The organism is Rheinheimera sp. F8, assembly GCF_001518915.1.
The window spans coordinates 4303070-4318835 of sequence record NZ_CP013656.1 but is presented as its reverse complement, the minus strand read 5'-3'; the positions used below and the strand labels follow the sequence as shown (position 1 = coordinate 4318835).

Genomic DNA, 15766 nt, shown 5'->3' with positions numbered 1-15766 from the left:
CCGTTACTCGCGGTGATAAGGATGGTTGGTACTGATACTCCATGCGCGGTACAGGCTTTCAGCCAGCACGACCCGCACCAGCGGATGTGGCAACGTCAGGGCCGATAACGACCATTTGCCTTCACTGGCCGCGATACAGGCCGGCGCCAGGCCTTCAGGCCCGCCGACCAGCAGACAAACATCGCGGCCATCGAGTTGCCATTGCACCAGTTTTTGTGACAGCTGTGGACTGGACCAATATCCGCCTTCTACTTCCAAGGTGATGATGCGGGCGCCTTTGGGCACGGCTGCCAGCATTTTTTCGCCTTCAAGATCCAGAATACGTTTGATGTCGGCATTTTTGCCGCGTTTACCGGCCGGGATCTCAATCAGCTCCAGCGGCATATCACGCGGGAAACGCCGGGCGTATTCTTCAAATCCGGTGGTTACCCAGGCAGGCATTTTGGTGCCAACGGCAATCAGCATCAGCTTCATTGATCAGGCCGCCCAGAGTTTTTCCAGTTGATAAAACTGACGGGATTCTTCCTGCATTACATGCACGACCACGTCACCCAAATCAATCAGCACCCATTCTCCGCCGCGATCGCCTTCAGTACCGATGATATGCAGGCCGGCTTTGCGCGCTTCGTTGACCAGATAACCGGCAACAGACCGCGTGTGGCGGTTGGAAGTGCCGGAACAAATCACCATATATTCGGTTTCGGAAGACTTGCCTTTGACGTCGAGCTGGATGATATCGCGGCCTTTCATGTCGTCGAGTTTGTCGACCACAAAGGCGACTAATTGGTGGCTGTGCACAGAGCGGAGTCCTTCAATTGCTAACACTGCATGTTAACAGTTTCTACCGGTCAAACCAAAGCGGCGAAGCCGGCTTTGTGCCGGCTTTTGCGCAATTTTTATTGTGGATACAGACCATGCTGACGGATGTAAGCCTGCACTGCTGAAATTTGCAGCGCCGCCGGGGCCTGACCGCTGCGAATTGCCGTGGCGGAGACGTCGACCGGTGGATTGGGTAGCAGCAAAATTTGACCGCAATTGGCTTGTTTTAATTGTGTGAAGCTGGTCGCACCAAACTGTTGCAATAACTCTGGTGCATCGCCATCAGCGCTGCTGTAACCCGGTCTGGCTAACACCAGTAAATGGCAAAGTGTCAGGATCTCGCGCCAGCGGTGCCAGCGCGTCAGATAGGCCAGTGAATCCATACCGATGACAAAGCACAAGATATCGCCGGGATATTGCTGTTTTAGTTGTTCCAGCGTATCGACGGTGTAAGAGGGCGTATGCCGTGTCAACTCCAGTAAATTGAGCTGCAGCTGCGGATAAGGTGCGATGGCCAGACGCACCATTTCGGCGCGGTGCAGACTACTGCTTGGCGAGTCGCGGTGTGGTGGTAAATGACAAGGTAGCAGGTCCAGACTATCGAGCTGACAATATTGCTGCACAAATAACGCCGACTGCAGATGCCCCTGATGAATAGGGTCAAAAGTACCACCGTAAAAGCCACGGAGTTTGGGCGACGGGGCGGGCGTTGACATTGTCTTAGTCCCCGGCAACCAGTTGCTGCAGCGAAAAAACTTTGGGCACCGGTTTGATAAACAGCGTTACCAGGTGCGCCAGCGCGGTTTCGGTGTGGGTCAACTGACCGGATTTAAAACCGCGGTCAAAAGTCTGTAGTTCCTGCAGTAAAAAATGCAGCCAGTTCGCTGACAATCGCAGCAGTGCCTGCTGGTAAAGCGGCTGGCGCTTCGGCCAGATACCATATTTTTTATACTGTTCGTCACCGACCTGACCTGCCTGTTGCAGCGCCAGTAAAGTTGTGGCTTCTTTTTGCAGCTGCCAGGCGATAATCACCGGCTCGGTATCCTGCTGTAGCAGCCGATCCAGCCGATGTAAGGCTTCTTCGCCCTGGCCCGCCAGCAGCGCGTCAACCAGCTGGAACACAGTAAAATGCGATTGGTCAGCCAGATATTGTTGTAAAAAGGCGCCATCGAGCCATTGGCCCTGAGCCGTCAGCGCCAGTTTTTCCAGCTCCTGCCGTGCCGCCAGTAAGTTGCCGGCAGCATGGTGTTGCAATAATTGCAGTGCGTCAGTTTGCAGCTTCAGGCCAAGTTGCTGCGCTCGCTCTTTCAGCCAGCGCATAAACTGATGGTCGTCCAGCGGGTAAAACTGCACCTGCACACCTTGTTCTGACAAGGTCTTAAACCAGCTGGTTTTACTGAATTCACCGCTGTTTCGCGCGCCGTGCAACACCAGACAAATGTCCGGATGCAGCATCGCCGGGATTTTTTTCAGCTGGTCTTGTTGTGCCGGCGTGATTTTACTGGTGCCGAGATCCAGCTCAATCAGCTTGCGATCGGAGAACAGCGACAGACTGTTAAATTCACCGAACAGACTGTCCCAGTCTAATTGGGCTTCCAATAAATAACTTTGCCGCTCGGTAAAACCCTTAGATTTGGCCGCCACGCGGATCTCATCAAGGCTTTCCAGTTTTTGCAGCGGTTCTTCACCAAATACCAGATAAATGGTGGCCAGCTGTTTTTTTAAGCTGGCCGCCAGTTGATTGGCATAGAGTTTCAGCATGGCTTACAGCCGGCCGAACTGACGGATAATGCGGGCGACCGCCTGCGAGCGCAGCTCGGTCAGCATCAGGTCCAGTTCTTTTGATTTTGCCAGCGCGCGGGACGGGTCGTCCTGATAATCGCGGTACAGCTCAATCTGATATGGCCGTGGCTCTTGCCCCGGCAATACCAGCTGATAATTCACTTTGTAAATCAGTTCATATTCCGCCACCTGGCCGTTTGGGAACAACGACAAAGTACGGCGCTGCAGACTGTCAGAATCCAGCACAAAAATGGCGGCGCCGGCGTCTGAACTGTCGAGCAATTTGACCTGATTACGTTCCAGTTGCAAACCCAATTGCTGCAGCAGTTCGGAATGCTTATCGCCTTGCAGGTACACCGCCGGATATTTTTCCAAAGGTAATGAACCGCGTAACTGAAATCCGCAGCTGCTGAGCAACAGACTCAGCAGCAGCGGCAGCAGCACCTGTACAGACAGACGCCAGCCGCGCATCAGCCGACCACCAGGCTCAGCAGTTTACCTGGTACATAGACGACTTTTTTCAGTTCAACGCCCTCTAAGTACTTCTGAACTATGTCTTCGGCCATCGCCAGTGCCAACACGTCGTCTTGTGTCGCATCAAGCGCCACTGTGACTTTGCTGCGCACTTTGCCGTTGATCTGTACCACTACCAGCTTAGCGTCTTCCACCAGCGCGGATTCATCCAGCAGCGGCCAGCCGCTCTGTTCCAGCTCAGTGCTATGGCCCAGTGTTTTCCACAGATATTGGGATAAATGCGGCGTGATTGGGTTCAGCAGCTGCAATACGGCAATGATGGCTTCAGCCAACACGGCTTTATCCTGCGCGGTCTCAGTTGCGGCTTTTTGCAGCTTGTTCATCAGCTCCATAATGGCGGCAACTGCGGTGTTAAAGGTATAACGCCGGCCGAGGTCGTCGGTCACTTTGGCAATGGTTTTATGCAGTTCACGGCGCAGCGCTTTCTGGTCGGCATTTAATGCTGCTTTATCCAGCGCGGCGAGTTGTGTGTCAATCGGGCCAAAAGCGTTAAATTCATTGACCAGCGTCCAGACGCGGCGCAGGAAACGCATCGCACCTTCCACGGCAGAATCCTGCCATTCCAGCGTTTGTTCTGGCGGTGACGTGAACATCATAAACAGTCGTACTGTATCAGCGCCGTACTGGTCGATCACCGTTTGCGGGTCAATGCCGTTATTTTTTGACTTCGACATTTTGCTCATGCCAGCCGATTCAACTTTCTGACCGTCGGATTTCAGCACAGCACCGGTGATACGGCCTTTGTCGTCGCGTTCAACTGCGACATCTTGTGGCGAGAACCAGGTTTTGCTGCCGCCTTCGTTGTCGCGGTAGAAAGTTTCCGCCAGCACCATGCCCTGACACAGCAGGCGTTTGAATGGCTCATCCGATTGCACCAGGCCAACGTCACGCATCAGTTTGTGGAAAAAACGCGAGTACAGTAAGTGCAGAATGGCATGTTCAATGCCGCCGATGTACTGATCAACCGGCAGCCAGTAATTGGCTTTGGTCGGGTCCAACATCATATCGGTACTGTCCGGGCTGCAATAACGGGCGTAGTACCAGCTCGATTCCATAAAGGTGTCGAACGTATCTGTTTCGTGGAAAGCAGCTTTGCCGTTATAGCTGGTTTTGGCCCATTCCGGGTCAGCTTTGATAGGCGATTTCACGCCATCCATCACCACATCTTCCGGTAAACGCACTGGCAGTTGATCGGCAGGCACCGGCACTTGCGTGCCGTCTTCCAGCGTCAGTACCGGAATTGGCGCGCCCCAATAGCGCTGACGGGATACGCCCCAGTCGCGCAGCCGGTAATTGACTTTGACCTGACCGACGCCTTTCGCCACCAGCTTGTCAGAGATCGCTTTAAATGCAGCGCTGAATTCCAGCCCGTCAAACTCACCAGAGTTGATTAACACGCCTTTTTCGGTAAATGCCGCTTTGCTGAGATCCACCACAGATGTAGAACCTGCAGCCGGTGCAACCACTTGTTTGATCCGCAGGCCGTATTTGGTCGCGAATTCAAAATCACGCTGGTCATGGCCAGGCACCGCCATTACTGCGCCTGAGCCGTAATCCATCAGCACGAAGTTGGCGACAAAAATTGGCACTTGTTCGCCGGTCAGTGGGTGGACCGCGAAGAAACCGGTTGGATGACCTTTTTTCTCCATGGTGGCCATGTCGGCTTCAGCAACTTTATTGCCTTTGCAGTCTTCAATAAAGGCCGCCAGCTTGTCGTCAAGCTTTGCTGCTTTTTGCGCCAGCGGGTGTTGTGGCGCAATAGCGACATAAGTGACGCCGAATAACGTATCCGGGCGCGTCGTGTAAATGGTGAAATCGTAGCTGGAACCGCCGAGGCTGAACTTGATTTCGACGCCTTCAGAGCGGCCGATCCAGTTGCGTTGCATGGTTTTGACCTGCTCTGGCCATTCGTCCAGCTGGTCTAGGTCATTGAGTAATTCTTCGGCATAGTCGGTGATTTTGATAAACCACTGCGCCAGCTCGCGTTGTTCTACTAACGCGCCTGAGCGCCAGCCGCGACCGTCAATGACCTGCTCGTTCGCCAGTACACACTGATCAACCGGGTCCCAGTTGACGGTAGCCATTTTTTTGTAGACCAGACCTTTTTCAAACAGCTTGGTGAAGAACCATTGTTCCCATTTGTAATATTCTGGTTTGCAGGTGGCGATTTCGCGGTCCCAGTCATAACCAAAACCGAGGCGTTTTAACTGGTTTTTCATGTACTCGATGTTGGCGTAGGTCCACTTGGCCGGCGCGGTTTTGTTAGCAATCGCGGCGTTTTCTGCCGGCAGACCAAACGCATCCCAGCCCATTGGCTGCATGACGTTTTTACCCTGCATGCGCTGGAAGCGGCTGATCACATCACCGATGGTGTAGTTACGCACGTGGCCCATGTGCAAACGGCCACTTGGATAAGGAAACATCGACAGGCAGTAGTATTTTTCTTTGCTTGGGTCTTCGGTCACTTTAAAGGCGTTTGAGCTCGCCCAGTGCTGTTGTAACGCGGTTTCAATCAGGCGCGGTTCGTATGGCGCTGCAACGGCTTGCGCTGAAGGGGCCTGAGTGCTGTTTTCTGGTGCTTGCATGCAAAGGATCTCAACAGATAAATATCACGGGGGATATGGGCAAAAAATAAAAACTATTACCGTTAGGATAACGCATTCAGGCCAGTGGCAACAACTGCCACGATGGCCTGACAGCGGCTTCTTGCTGCCATATAGCAGCTGAATCGGCTTAATTTGCCGCAGGCAGCGCCGCCAGTACTTTGCCGACCAGCTGATTGAGCTCGGGGCCATTGCCAATCCAGCGGGTGACAATCAGCAGATCATGTTCTTTATCGAGATAAATCACATTACGGCCGGCGCCTTCAAAGGTCACCGCAGAGGTGGGGGCACTCGGCAGGGCTTTTTGATCGGTATTTAAAAACCAGTTGGCAAAACCATATTGTGGGTTAGCCGGGCCACCCGTGCGAGCTTGCTGAATAAACTGCTGGCTGACCAGTTGCTGGCCATTCCAGTTACCGTCACGCAAAAACAGATAACCAAAACGGGCCAAATCCCAGGCATTGATAAACATACCGCCGCCCCAGTGACCGCCACCGGACACTGACTGCATGTTCTGACCATCAAGCTCTAGCCAGCTATTGTCATAGCCAACCCAGCGCCAGGTCGACGATGCGCCAATCGGCTGCATAATCCGTTCGTGTAACACCTGCGGCAGTGGTTTGCGCCAGACATATAAAGTGGACAGCGCCAACAGATTCATCCGCACGTCGTTGTATTTGTAAAAACTGCCGGGGGTGCGCAGTGGGCGCTGTGGCCAGTCGGCCGGTGTTTTGCCTTCCGGCCGGTCGGCCCAGTCCGGTTTACCCCACAAGGTGCCTTGCCAGTCACTGCTCTGACGTAATAAATGCTCCCAGCGGATCTGACTGTTATGCGCGCCCTGATACAAATCCACACCCGGTGGCATATAAGCTGCGACTTTATCGTTTAGGTTGTGGATCAGGCCCTGTTGCAGCGCAAGACCAGTCACAGTGGTTAAAAAAGTTTTGGTAATGCTGTGCGTCATATCAACTTTGTCGACATCACCCCAGCGCGCCACGACTTTGCCCTGATACACAATCAGGCCATTAGCGCCGGCCCGCACACTCATAGGCCCGATGATTTGATCATAAGGCTCGCGCGCACCAAAAGTGGTGGCCTGCACTATGGCTTGATCTTTGGGAGCTTTGTTTTCGCTGGCGATTGCATAATCGACCGCCTGTTGCAGCCGCTGTGGATTAAGCTGCAGGCTCTGTGGTGTGGCTTCGGCCCACTGGCCGGCCGGCGGGAAATACAGCGTGGCCATTGACGGGATAGAGATCACAAACAGCACAGCACATAAGCGACGAATAGCATGGCAGGTCAATTGCTGCACTCCTGATGCAAATCAGCAGCATGTCGGCGGAATTGGCGACAGGCAACCGGGCTGCGACCAATGCAGGTAAATCGCGGGCGAAAAAAAGGAGAGGCAAGCTCTCCTTTGGTTATGGACTAAATCCGGGTAGGGATTAGAACTTGTAGTTCACACCCAGCGTCAGACGACGACCCAGAATGTCGTAGTGCTCACCCGAGTTATAAGTATTCGGGTTGCGCACCGGTTGACGGTCCGCCAGATTCAGCACGCCAGCGCGTAATTGCAGCTCTGGGGTCAGGTTATATTTACCGGTTAAGTCCCAGGCAATATAAGAGCCGATATCGTTGTAGTTGTTCACTTCCGGTGTCCAGGCGTTACGATCCCAGACTGAACTGTGGATATAGGTTGCGCCTAATGCCAGCGACAGGTCGTCATAGCTGTAGTTGGCGTTAAAACGGCCTTTCCAGCGGAACGTGTCGTAGCTGCCGGCATACTTGCGGTTATCACCGGCCCGGCCTGTGGTGTTTTGGTTCCAATAATCGGTGTAAGTTGCAATCAAACGCAGGTCCAGGTTGCCGTAGTTGCCGAGATCAAACTTATAGTTGGTTTCGATATCGTAACCTGCCAGTTCGGCAGACGCAGAGTTCACCGGCTTCACGAAGTAGTTGGTGATATCACGTGTCACTGTATCGCGGGTGAACAGTGAGCAATACGGGTTATCCAGGCTGTCCAGCTGATAGCAGAAGTTCACCACGTTTTGGGCGGTGTGGCTTTCGATCATATCCGCGATCTTAAAGCTCCAGTAATCCACGGTCAGGCTGAAACCATCCAGGTATGACGGTGTATAGATGAAGCCGGCTGTGATGTCGTAAGCGCGCTCGCTGTTCAGATCGGTGTTACCGATGATAAAGCCAGGTTTATTGCCGCCATTGACCCATGCTGGTGTTGGCGACCAGCCTTGTGGCATACCATCAGCGCGACAGTTTTTCTCGACGTTGGCTTTGTACACACCGGCGCTGTCGATGCGCAGTTGCTGGCATGGATCCACCAGCGTACTGTAGGTCTGGCCCGGCGGGTTATACAGTTCACCAATGTTGGGTGCCCGGACGGATTTCGACCGGTTCAGCCGCAGTTTCAGGTCATCGTTGATGGTGTAGTTCAGACTGATTTTCCAGGCATTTTCACCGCCAGTGGTGCTGTAATCCATCGCGCGGACTGCAGTTTCCAGCGTCAGGTCTTTGACATAAGCCAGGTCAGCCAGTAACGGCACGGAGAATTCGGCAGAGGCTTCGCGCACAGAGAACTCACCGGATAAAGGCGAGGACTGGTTGTTAAATAACGCGCCTGAACGCATTGCCGGATCTGGCAACGATGATGAACGCTCTTTGCGGTATTCCACACTGAAAGCCGAGCCAACAATACCGGCCGGCAATTCATAGATATCACCGGTCAGGGTGAAACCGGCAACATCCTGATCCAATGTGGCATCACGCATTGCATCGGTGCGGATCCAATCCAATGCAGACTGAGAAGCCATGCCGGAGCCGTAAATGTTCAGCGGCACACAGCCTTGGGCACGGGCGGTCACGTCTTTACAGACAATATTGCCGTTGGCATCACGGGTGGCCTGGATCGCGGCATAAAAGCGGTCTTCCAGCATTTCACCAAACCATTTTGAATTGGCATCGACATGGCCTTTCTGGGCATATGCTTCGTAGCCCCAGGTATCCGTCAACACACCTTCCAGGCCAATAGCCGCACGGGCCAGAGTACGGTTCTGGTCGTATTTACGGTTACCGAAAATATCCGCCAGATAGGTATTCTGGATTTGTGAAGTGACTTTGTTGTCGGCAAAAAACTTGCGCGCGCTGTCAGTCAGCATTGGGTTCAGCGGGTCGATACCGTTAGCACCGCTTAATACAAAAAATGCCGGAGAGCTTTCGCCAAAGGCTTTTGTATTCGAATATGTGGATTCAAAGGTAAAACGGTGGTCATCGTTAATCTGATAACCATAATTCATATTCAGGTTCAGACGTTCCAGCGGGGTGCGCAGGTAAGTGTGGTCCAGCGTGTTGTAACCATCGCCCGGCGCACCGTCCGCAGATAAATAACGGCTGTTGTTGGCGCTGCCTGTAACGAACGGATAAGCCGTGCCGCCATTCATATCAAATGGACGTACTGAACCGTCATTGGCAAACACATAATTCTTACCGCCGACTGCGAAAGTACCGGTTTTGCCATAGTTGATCAGAATTGGATTACCGGTTTTTTCCCAGACAATACGGCCAGGAATACCGTCAGTGCCGGTTTTGTTATCCGGGTTGTCGATCATGATCAGACCATCGCGGACAAAATCACGCTGACTGCCGCGGATCTGTGACTGCTCTGCGTACGTCAGGTTAGCGATAAAATCGGATTTTCCTTCGCTGTTGCCAAAAGTCAGGCTGTAAAAATCTTCTTCACCGCCACTTTGTGACGGCCGGCTGGTCGCTGCATCGACTTCAAAGCCGTTAAATGATTTTTTCGTGATGATGTTCACTACACCTGCCACGGCGTCAGAGCCGTACACGGCGGAAGCACCGCCGGTGGACACTTCGATGCGTTCGATCATCGCCGTTGGAATGTTGTTTAAATCGACTGCGCTGTTGCCCGGGTTAGAACCAACAAAACGGCGGCCATTTACCAGCACCAGCGTGCGGTTAGTACCAAGACCGCGTAATGCTGTGTTGTTCAGACCGGAAGCGAAAATTGTGCCGTTGGTGGTTTCTGGTGACAGTCCGGTAACAGCATTTGGCATGTCATTGAGCAGTTCACCGACGTTGGTGACACCCGCATCAACGATAGAATCACCAGTGATCACGGTCACTGGCGTAGGCGATAATTCACCGATCCGTTTGATTTTTGAACCCGTCACTTCAATCCGTTCGACTTTGTCGTCGGTCTGGGTTTGTTGCGCCTGCGCCTGGCTGACCAGACCCAAACTCAGGGCGATTTGTACGGCAATCGCCAGCTTATTATTTTTGTACATCCTGGATATCCTCTAATTGGCTTGTGTACTGCAGCCCCCGGTTCGTCATGATCGCAGGGAGAAGTTGTTTTCATAAAATAGGTACTAGGGGCCGCAGCGGCGACAACCTAGACAGTTGATGAATCGGGAACAACAAAATTGCGGTGATTTCACAGAAAAATCATAATGAACGACAAAATCGGTACAATTAATATACAGGGCTGGCCCGGCACTGATTGCAATGGGGGCCGGCATTGATCTGGGGCTGTGTGTGCTGATGTTGTGCGGATGTCCTGACCGCAGCCAGCTATACTCGGCTTACAACGGGTCTGTGGTACGAGGTGAAGATGGCTGATTTAATGCAAAAATACCGGCACTGGCTGCAGCAACTTGATCAGATGCTGCAGCGACAGCCGCCTGGCGTTGATCCGACGCTGAAACCGGCGCTGCAGCTGGCCGACACCATCAGTGCTTATGTCAAAGCCGGCCGGGAGCTGACCGCCTACGAGACCCAGCTTTTTATCGAAACTTTTTTTCATCAGCAACAACAGCCGCAGCCGCCGTCGATCTGGCCGGAAACCTTGTGGCAGCTGCTGGCCCAGGTCACTGATAAAACCCAGGTGGAATGGCAGGAACTGGAGCAGGATCTGTCGCATCAGGGGTTGTATCTGCAGGGCGAACCGGTCGGGATGGGGCTGTATGTTTGTCGTGTATGCAACGAAGTGTTGCATTACAACCATCCAGCGGAACTGATCCCTTGTCAGGCTTGCGGCGGTGGGCACTTTTTGCGTCGTGGCCTGCCGGTCTGATCTTTTCCTGTGGTGCCAAAGAGATCTGGTGCCACAGCACAGATATGTTTTCGGCATGCTACTGATTTTGTTAGTATGCCGGTATATCCCTGTAAGGAATCTACGGCATGACGCAAATTGCAGTAACCAAAGCTGCCGACGCTAAACTTCAGCTGCTCGCCCTTAGTGCGGCGCAGCTATCCCCGCAACTGGACGACGCCCAGATCAAAGATGCATTAGACGTGGCGGGATACAGCAGCACCTTTATCGGTCAGGACCGTGCCAAGGCCGCGCTGGGTTTTGCTATCGGCATGGATATGCCGGGCTATAACCTGTATGTGATGGGCGAACCGGCCTTGGGCCGTTTCACATTGGTGCAGGATATTCTGCAGCAGGCGGCCAGTGAAAAAGAAACGCCGGATGACTGGTGTTATCTGAATAATTTTGACGACGAACGCACACCGCAAACACTGCGCCTGTTGCCGGGTGAAGGCCGCGTGCTGGTGAAAAAACTCGAAGCGCTGATCGACGAACTGCTCGACACCTTCCCGGCCGCCTTTGATAACCCGGGTTATCAACGGCGCAAAAAAGCCATCCATGCCGCTTTTGACAATAAATACGAAGCTGCCATCGCGCTGGTGGAACGTAAAGCACTGGAAAAACAGGTGGTGCTGTACGAAGAAAACGGCGCCGTTAGTTTTTCACCAATGATCGACGGCAAACCGCTGGACGATGCTGAATTTGCCAATCTGGCCGATGATAAACGGCAGTTTTTTTACGAACTGGTCAGCGAGCTGGAAACCATTCTGAACGAGCAGCTGCTGGAATTGCCGCAGTGGAAACGTGAGTTATCGGAAAATCTGCGTACGCTGCGCCGCGAAACGATCGAACAGGCGATCAAACCGCTGTTAAAGCAGCTGGAACACGACTATGTCACTGAGCTGGGTATTTTGCGTTACTTACGCGAAATGCGGCCGGAACTGGTGAAAGCGGTGCTGGAATTGTTGCCGGAAGAGCTGGAGAGCGACAAAGCCGAAGAGCTGGATATCCGCAGCTTTTTTATCAACGACTTTGTACCCAATGTGCTGGTGCATCACGAATCGATGTCCGGCGCGCCTATTGTGTTTGAAGCCAACCCCAGTTACGGCAATTTGTTTGGCCGGGTTGAATACAGCTCGGCGCAGGGGTCTTTGTACACCAATTACCGCATGATCCGCGCCGGCGCTTTGCATAAAGCCAACGGCGGTTACCTGATCCTGGACGCAGACCGGCTGCTGACGCAACCCGCAGTGTGGGACGCGCTGAAACTGGCACTGAAATCCGGCGAGATTGTTATCGATACCTTGAGTGAACACGCGGTTACTAACTCGACCATTATCACACCCAAAGCCATTCCGCTTAGCGTCAAAGTGGTGCTGCTCGGCTCGCGCGATTTGTATTATCTGGTGCAGGACGTTGACGATGAATTTAACGAATTGTTCCGCGTGCTGGCCGATTTTGAAAGTTATCTGCCGCTTAATGATCAAACCATTAAATATATGTCGCTGCAGCTGCAGGATCAGATCCAGCAGCTGGAAGCAGGCCCGCTGACGGTCTGTGGTCTGAAGCAATTGTTGTTATTCAGTTTCCGCCAGGCCGAACATCAGCGCAAACTATCGGCGCGCTTTGCCGACGTGCTGGAACTGGTGCGCGAAGCCTGTTATTACGCCAATCAGCAAGGCGATGCCGAGCTGACCGGCGCCCATGTGCAGCAGGCCTTAGCCGGCAAACAATACCGCACCGGCCGCATCAGCGAGTCATTTTTGGAAGATATTCAGGAAGGCCAGATCCTGATTGATTCCGACGGCTGGGCCGTTGGTAAAATCAACGGCCTGACAGTGCTCGAAATTGGCGACACTGCCTTTGGTACGCCGGCACGGATCAGTGCCACTGTCTATCCGGGTTCAAATGGTGTGATCGACATCGAGCGGGAAGTCGAACTCGGTAAAGCCATCCATTCCAAAGGTGTGATGTTGCTGACCGGTTATCTCGGCGCCAAATATGCGCAGCAATTCCCGCTGACGCTGTCCGCCAATATTGCGATGGAACAATCTTACGGCCTGATTGACGGCGACAGTGCGTCGCTGGCGGAAGTGCTGGCGCTGATCTCGGCGATCTCCGGCATGCCACTGCGGCAGGATCTGGCGATCACCGGCTCGATCAACCAACATGGTCAGGTCCAGGCCATTGGCGGCGTGAACGAAAAAATTGAAGGTTTCTTTAAGCTGTGTCAGTCGCGTGGCCTGACCGGCCGGCAGGGCGTGGTGATCCCGGCCAGCAATCTGCTGCATTTGGTGCTGCATCAGGATGTGATCAATGCGGTTGAAGCCGGCTTGTTTAGCATTTACACGGTGCGCACTGTGGATGAAGCGCTGGAGCTGTTAACCGGTCTGACCGCCGGCGAGCGTAATGCCAAAGGCCAGTATGCGAAAAAAACCTTAAACGCACTGACGATGCAAAAACTTGCTGCCATTGCTGAATTGGTCAATGGCGGCGCTGAGGAAAATTAAATTGATGAAAAAAATGGGATGGCTGGCGCTAATGCTGGCGACATTGTTGGCGCAGGGGGGCTGCTCGACGGCTTATTATGCGGCGATGGAAAAGGTGGGTATTCATAAACGTGACATCCTGATCGACCGGGTTGAAGAAGCGCGGGATGCGCAGATTGCCGGTCAGCAGGAATTTAAAGATGCGTTGGATCAGCTGTCACAGTTGATCGGATTCCATGGCGGCGATCTGCAAGGCCGCTATGAAGCGCTGAACAGCCAGTATGAAGACAGTAAAAAAGCGGCGGCGGACGTCAGTAGCCGCATCAATAAAGTCGAGCTGGTGGCGTTTGACCTGTTTAACGAATGGGATGATGAGTTAAAACAATACCAGAATAAAAAACTGCGGGCTGAGAGCAAACAAAAGCTGCTCGATACCAAACGTCAGTTTGATGCACTGGTTAAAGTCATGCGCCGCGCCGAGAGCAAAATGCCGCCGGTATTGCGGGTATTGCAGGATAATGTATTGTATTTAAAACATAATCTGAACGCGAAAGCGGTCGGGGCAATTTCCGGTGAATTCTCTGTGTTGCAACAGGATGTCGAGCAATTGGTGCAGGACATGAACCGGGCTATTGCCGACTCGAACCAGTTTATCGCAGCGATCAAACAGTCTTAACAGCACGAAGGAATGGGCATGACAAACAAACCTGTGGTGGTAGCGACTTACCGGCTGGAGCCTGGTTGTCTGGGGCCAGATGGCGCGCAATATATTACCGAGTTTTGTCAGTTTGCCCAGCCGCTGGTGAGTAGTCACACCCCGGCCTTTATGCAATGGGTGTTGACGCCACGATTTGATAAATCGTTACCTGAGTTAGAGTTTTCGCTGGCTGGTCGGGTGCTGACTGACAGTCAGGCCGAACGGCTGTGCAGCAGTTACCAGACAGACGCCGATACACTGGTCGAAGAGCTAAATCATCATCTGATGTTGTTAATTGACCAGTATTTTGGCCGCTGGTGACTAGCTGGTAACTCAGAGTTTCTTCAGCATTCGCTGTTATCTTTGCGGTACCGCAAGGTTTGTTGCGATCGCATACTGCATGCTGAGCGCAGATTATTATTTTGATACGGAGCCACCCGATGAGCACATCCCGTTATTCGTTTCCAACCATTGCTTTGCACTGGATCACTGTTCTGCTGATTATTGCCGTGTATTGCACCATGGAGTTTCGCAGTAATTTTGAACGCGGCAGTCCAGAACGTGAATTGATGAAGACCGTACACTATATGCTGGGACTCAGTGTATTGCTGTTGACTGTGGCGCGGCTCTGGTTTCGCAGCCGCCAGCCTTATCCGGCGATTGAACCTGTGCCGCCGGTGTGGCAGCACAAACTGGCGGCGCTGGTGCATCTGGCACTGTACGCGCTGTTAATTGGTTTACCATTGTTGGGTTGGCTGATTTTATCGGCCGAGGGCAAAGTGATCCCGTTTTGGGGGCTCGAATTACCGGCGTTGATCGCGCCGAATGAAGAGCTGGCCGGGACTTTTGAAGATTTACACGAATTGCTGGCGGATGCCGGTTACGCACTGATCGGTATCCATGCGCTGGCGGCGATTTACCACCACCATATTGTCAAAGACAACACCTTGGTGCGGATGAAACTGAAGTAAGAAAAAGCAGCGCTTTGGCCTTCAGGATTAATGGCCAGAGCGCTGCCGGGAACCCGGCTGAAGGTTACGAACTGACGGGTTCTACCGCCATCAGCTTGCCATCTTGCAATAACATCCGGCCTGATGGTTTCTGACTGACCTGCGTGGTCTTCAGCTCGCCATCATGCAGATAACGCACTTCATAGCCGATAGTTTTCTCGACGGTCTTTTGCACCGTTTTGCACACTTGTTGTTCCTGATAGCTCACATCTTTTTGCTGCATGTCTTCCTGGACTTGTTTGCCGGCATAACCACCGGCGGCAGCACCGGCAACCGTTGCCAGTTTTTTACCTGAACCACCACCGACCTGATTACCCAGTACACCACCAACCACTGCTCCTATCACAGTGCCGGCAATTTCATGCTGGTCCTGTACCGGTGCGGTCTTGGCGATTTTTTTAGTGGTGCATTGTTGTTGCGGTTCAGTGGAGGTTTCTGTCAGCGCTTTACTGCTGACGATTTCAACCCATTGTGGTTGATTGTTTTTGCTGCTGGTGTAGTTGGTGGCGACGGCGCCTAAGGCAGTAATAGCGGCTGCGCCTAACATAGAACCAACGATCATCATTTTACTCATAAAGATACTCCGAAAAGTCCGACTGACTTGGTGGACAGACTAACCGGCTGTAACTGTATTGTGGCTGAATGAAAAAAGGGACTACTAAATTAGTTGTCCCTTTAAGTGCAAGCATCTGCAGGTTAGACAAGTT

The 15766-nt window shown here is 52.9% G+C and carries 14 protein-coding genes; 5 read left to right on the top strand and 9 right to left on the bottom strand.

What is annotated here, in order from left to right:
* Positions 1-3: 3 nt before the first annotated feature.
* The 8 genes from rlmH to ATY27_RS19115 form a co-directional block, all read right to left on the bottom strand.
* Positions 4-474, bottom strand: a complete 471-nt coding sequence (gene rlmH, locus ATY27_RS19150) for a 23S rRNA (pseudouridine(1915)-N(3))-methyltransferase RlmH (protein ID WP_208930650.1) — start codon at positions 472-474, stop codon at positions 4-6.
* Between the two features lie 3 nt (positions 475-477).
* Positions 478-798, bottom strand: a complete 321-nt coding sequence (gene rsfS, locus ATY27_RS19145; protein WP_208930651.1) for a ribosome silencing factor — start codon at positions 796-798, stop codon at positions 478-480.
* A gap of 98 nt (positions 799-896) precedes the next feature.
* A complete protein-coding gene (gene nadD, locus ATY27_RS19140) occupies positions 897-1535 on the bottom strand; it encodes a nicotinate-nucleotide adenylyltransferase (protein WP_208930652.1) in 639 nt (212 codons plus the stop codon).
* A 4-nt stretch (positions 1536-1539) separates the two neighbouring features.
* Positions 1540-2580 (bottom strand): DNA polymerase III subunit delta, encoded by a 1041-nt coding sequence (holA, locus tag ATY27_RS19135; protein ID WP_208930653.1) that lies wholly within the window; start codon positions 2578-2580, stop codon positions 1540-1542.
* A gap of 3 nt (positions 2581-2583) precedes the next feature.
* Positions 2584-3072 carry an LPS assembly lipoprotein LptE gene (gene lptE / locus ATY27_RS19130; RefSeq protein WP_208930654.1) on the bottom strand — a complete coding sequence of 163 codons (489 nt, stop codon included), beginning with the start codon at positions 3070-3072 and terminating at the stop codon, positions 2584-2586.
* On the bottom strand, positions 3072-5720 hold the full coding sequence (gene leuS, locus ATY27_RS19125; RefSeq protein WP_208930655.1) for a leucine--tRNA ligase: 2649 nt from the start codon (positions 5718-5720) through the stop codon (positions 3072-3074). Before leuS ends, lptE begins: the two co-directional genes overlap by 1 nt.
* 148 nt (positions 5721-5868) lie before the next feature.
* Complete coding sequence (locus ATY27_RS19120; protein WP_244151265.1) at positions 5869-7041, bottom strand: serine hydrolase; 1173 nt, start codon at positions 7039-7041, stop codon at positions 5869-5871.
* A gap of 142 nt (positions 7042-7183) precedes the next feature.
* The gene (locus tag ATY27_RS19115; protein ID WP_208930656.1) at positions 7184-10057 is read right to left on the bottom strand and encodes a TonB-dependent receptor; all 2874 of its coding nucleotides are present in this window, start codon (positions 10055-10057) and stop codon (positions 7184-7186) included.
* Positions 10058-10383: 326 nt separating this feature from the next.
* Here ATY27_RS19115 and ATY27_RS19110 point away from each other — a divergent pair, with 326 nt between their 5' ends.
* The 5 genes from ATY27_RS19110 to ATY27_RS19090 all read left to right on the top strand — a co-directional run bounded on the left by ATY27_RS19110 (position 10384) and on the right by ATY27_RS19090 (position 15020).
* Positions 10384-10845 carry a hypothetical protein gene (locus tag ATY27_RS19110; protein WP_208930657.1) on the top strand — a complete coding sequence of 154 codons (462 nt, stop codon included), beginning with the start codon at positions 10384-10386 and terminating at the stop codon, positions 10843-10845.
* A 107-nt stretch (positions 10846-10952) separates the two neighbouring features.
* The gene (locus ATY27_RS19105) at positions 10953-13373 is read left to right on the top strand and encodes an ATP-binding protein (protein WP_208930658.1); all 2421 of its coding nucleotides are present in this window, start codon (positions 10953-10955) and stop codon (positions 13371-13373) included.
* Positions 13374-13377: 4 nt separating this feature from the next.
* On the top strand, positions 13378-14028 hold the full coding sequence (locus ATY27_RS19100; RefSeq protein ID WP_244151266.1) for a DUF2959 domain-containing protein: 651 nt from the start codon (positions 13378-13380) through the stop codon (positions 14026-14028).
* An 18-nt stretch (positions 14029-14046) separates the two neighbouring features.
* Positions 14047-14370, top strand: a complete 324-nt coding sequence (locus ATY27_RS19095; RefSeq protein WP_208930659.1) for a hypothetical protein — start codon at positions 14047-14049, stop codon at positions 14368-14370.
* Positions 14371-14489: 119 nt separating this feature from the next.
* Entirely contained in the window at positions 14490-15020 is a 531-nt protein-coding gene (locus tag ATY27_RS19090; protein WP_208930660.1) for a cytochrome b, read from the top strand.
* Between the two features lie 64 nt (positions 15021-15084).
* On the opposite strand, the gene ATY27_RS19085 is transcribed toward ATY27_RS19090, so the two are convergent.
* A complete protein-coding gene (locus ATY27_RS19085; protein ID WP_279614555.1) occupies positions 15085-15633 on the bottom strand; it encodes a glycine zipper 2TM domain-containing protein in 549 nt (182 codons plus the stop codon).
* Positions 15634-15766 lie beyond the last annotated feature (133 nt).